Source organism: Campylobacter sp. BCW_6465 (genome assembly GCF_001762815.1).
In the GTDB taxonomy this organism is placed as follows: domain Bacteria; phylum Campylobacterota; class Campylobacteria; order Campylobacterales; family Campylobacteraceae; genus Campylobacter_D; species Campylobacter_D jejuni.
In genome coordinates this window covers 1-3362 of sequence record NZ_MJXN01000077.1, presented here as the reverse complement: position 1 = coordinate 3362, position 3362 = coordinate 1, and the positions used below count along the sequence as shown (strand labels likewise).

Below are 3362 nucleotides of genomic sequence, written 5' to 3'. Positions count from 1 at the left end.
TTTTAATTTTCATCCTAATGTTTTAATCGATCAAGAAGCTATTTTAAGTATCCATAATCCTTATGAGAATAATACCTTAAACTTTGATAACAATGAAGTAAAAAATTATAAGGGAATTATCACTTATATAAAATATCTAGGTATTAATCATGAAAGTGCTTTAAATATTAATGATAGCACTTCAAATACTAAGCAAATAAAATACAAGCATTTTTTTTCTTTTAAGCTTCAATCAGTCTTGATAAGACTTTCTTTAAATAAAGCCAATCGTATTTATACTCATACTAATATTATAGAAGTGATTAAACAAACCCTTGGTTTTTATCAAGATATCTTACATAAAGAAATTGATTATTCTAATATACATTTTAATTATGAAGAACAAGAACTCATCTCTCAATACAATGAAAGTGATTTAGACTTTATTACAAGATTAAGCCATAATAATGGAATCTTTTTTTATGAAGATGAGAACACTATTTATTTTTGTGATGTGTATAAAAATGTAAAAAATAAAGAAATTGAGTATAATCCTAATGTTAATAATATTTTAAATCAAGCTTGTATTTCTTCTATTTATAAAGAGCAAAACTTAAGAACTAATTCTTTTACACATTCTAGTATTAATGCTAACACTCCTTTAAATCTTTTATCTTTACATTCTAATAAAGTTCCTTATGAACAAGAACTTAATAACAAAGCTTATTATAATGAACATTTTTATGAGAGTGAATATTCTTTTACAAAAAGCATTGATTTAAAGACTAAGCCTTCTCTTAAAGAAAAAAGAGCCTTAGTATTAAATGAAAGCTTACTAGCAAAAAGTAATATTTATCATCTTAGCTTAGGAGATTTTATCACTTTAAATTATAAGGAGTTTAATCATCAAGAAGAAATAAAAAATCAAGATGAAGAAAAACAAGATAAAGCTTCTTTGCTTAAAGACTTTATTATTATTGCTAATACTCAAATCTTAATTGATGATGCTATCTTAGCTAATTCTATTAATACTAATGATCATTTAAATTTAAAAGATTTAAATTTAAGTAAATCTTATTCTAATACTTTAACTTTATTAAAAAAGAATATTATCTTTACTCCAAGTTTTAAAGCTAAACCTAAAGCTCCTAATAGCACTCAAGGTATTGTTATAGGAGAGAGTAAAGATATAGAAAGTGAGAGAAATACTATTTATACTGATGAGCATGGAAGGGTTAAGGTAAGGATTAATCTTTATGCTAATCAAGAAGAATTAGATAATGATACTTTTATTGCAAATGATATAGATATAAATTCTTCTAATTTATCAAGCAATACTTATAAATCTTATCATCACACTCCTTTTTTAAGAGTAGCTTCTCATATAGCAAGTAATCATTCAGGTTTTTTTCATACTCCAAGAATAGGAGATGAAGTGATTATTTCTTTTTTAGATGATGATATAGATAAACCTTATGTAAGTGGAAGTTTGTATAATGGGACTACAACTATGCCTCAATATAATTATCCAAGATATCAAAGAGAGATTGCCACTAGCACTTTAAGTTATTTAAGCGAAGTTCCTATTATGATCAATCAAGGCTTAGATACCTTAAAACTTCAAGAAAATACAGATTATGAATTAAGCTCTATTAATAATCATTATCTTACTTTAGCAAATTCTACAATAGGAGTAGATAATACCGATGCAAAAGCAAGAAATGAAATCACTTTAAAAAATGATAAAGATAAAGAAGAAATTTATATCTTAGCGCAAAAAGATTATAAAGAAGAAATAGGCAATAATTATGAACAAACTATAAAAAGCAACAAAACTTCAGAAGTAGGAGCCTTATATACTGAATTTATCACTTTAGGTCATATGCAAAATATCGCAGGATTTAAAAATGTCAATGTAGGGGCTGAATATTTAGAAAATACTTTACTCTCTAAAGATACCAATGTAGGTTTAAGTAATACTTTAAATGTGGGGATTAGCAATGAAATAAACATAGGGCAAAACCACGAAGAAAAAATAGGAAATGACAAAAGAGTCTTTGTAAATAATAATCTAGAACAAGATATTAAAAATGATTCTATTTATAGAGTAGGACATAATAAAAATGAAACCATAAGAGGTTCTTATGTGCTCCAAACTAACCACTCTGTAAAATTTTATTCCAAAAAAGATATGACCTTGGAAACAAATGAATATATTAAAGCCGAAGCAGATGATTCTATTAGTTTTAAAGCTAGAAAAGATTGTACTTTTGCAGCTGATAGAGTTAATACTTTAGCAAACAAAGATAGCGTTTTAGTAGCACAAGAACATATTGTTTCTAGGGTAAAAAATACAATCATTTCTCAAACAGAAGATAAAATTGTAATACAAGTAGGTAAAATGCAAATTATTATAGACGATAAGGGCTTAAGGATCAAAGGCGGTGATCTAAGAGTGGATTAAAACTAATTTTTTAAATTATAACAACACAAGGAAAAACAAATGAAAACTTTAGAAGAAATGCAAGCTATGGATGAAGAAGCTATAAGGGAGTTAGGTTGGGAGTTTTTTGATCTTATTAAAAATAATAAACTTAAAGAAGTGAAAGAGTTTTTAAAAGATTATCCCGTGCCTGAAGTATTTTTAGAGAAACGTCGTAAGGTATATTGGTGTAATCATCCTATACCTTTTTTTAGCCCTAGTTCTACTTTAGCTTGGGCAGGGATCGCTTATGATAAGAGTCAAAGTTTTGAAATGATGGAGTATTTTGAGAGTTTAGGACTTAAAGCTGATGATGAATGTTTAGGAAAAAATGCCCTTACTAGTTATATTGGAGTAGGTGGAAAAAATAAAAAAATGATTGATTATTTTTTTAAAAAAGGATGTAAATTTGAAGTTTATGATGAACGAGGTGCCACTCCTTTGCATTCTTGGATATTGCTTGGTGATCCTGAGTCTGTAAATTCTTTAGAAGTGGCTTTACAATTTGGTGCTGATGTAAATATGAGAAGGATTGAAACAGAACATGAACATAGTTATATCGATGCAGGAAAAACCCTTTTACATATAGCTGCAACATCTGATAAAAAACCTATTGGAACTTGTTTGGAAATTTTGATCAAATATGGAGCTGATGTCAATGCTGCTAATTGCACTATCAATGAAATTAAAGATGATAAAATTGATTATTTTGAACCTGATACTCCATTAGATAGGGCTATTTCTTTTGGGATAAATAAAAATAAAACAATCTTAAAAAAAGCAGGTGCTAAGACTTGGGAACAATTGGTTAAAGAATACAATATTGATACAAGTTTAGAGGAACCAGAACAAATTAAAATGTATGAAGAAAGAAGAAAGATAAAAAAATAATAAAAAGGAG

The 3362-nt window shown here is 27.1% G+C and carries 2 protein-coding genes; both read left to right on the top strand.

Annotated elements, in window-relative coordinates:
* A partial coding sequence (locus tag AJ886_RS10685) for a type VI secretion system Vgr family protein (RefSeq protein WP_070287258.1) occupies window positions 1-2443 on the top strand: 2443 nt, incomplete at its 5' end.
* A 39-nt stretch (window positions 2444-2482) separates the two neighbouring features.
* Window positions 2483-3352, top strand: a complete 870-nt coding sequence (locus AJ886_RS04765; protein ID WP_070287149.1) for an ankyrin repeat domain-containing protein — start codon at window positions 2483-2485, stop codon at window positions 3350-3352.
* Window positions 3353-3362: the final 10 nt, after the last annotated feature.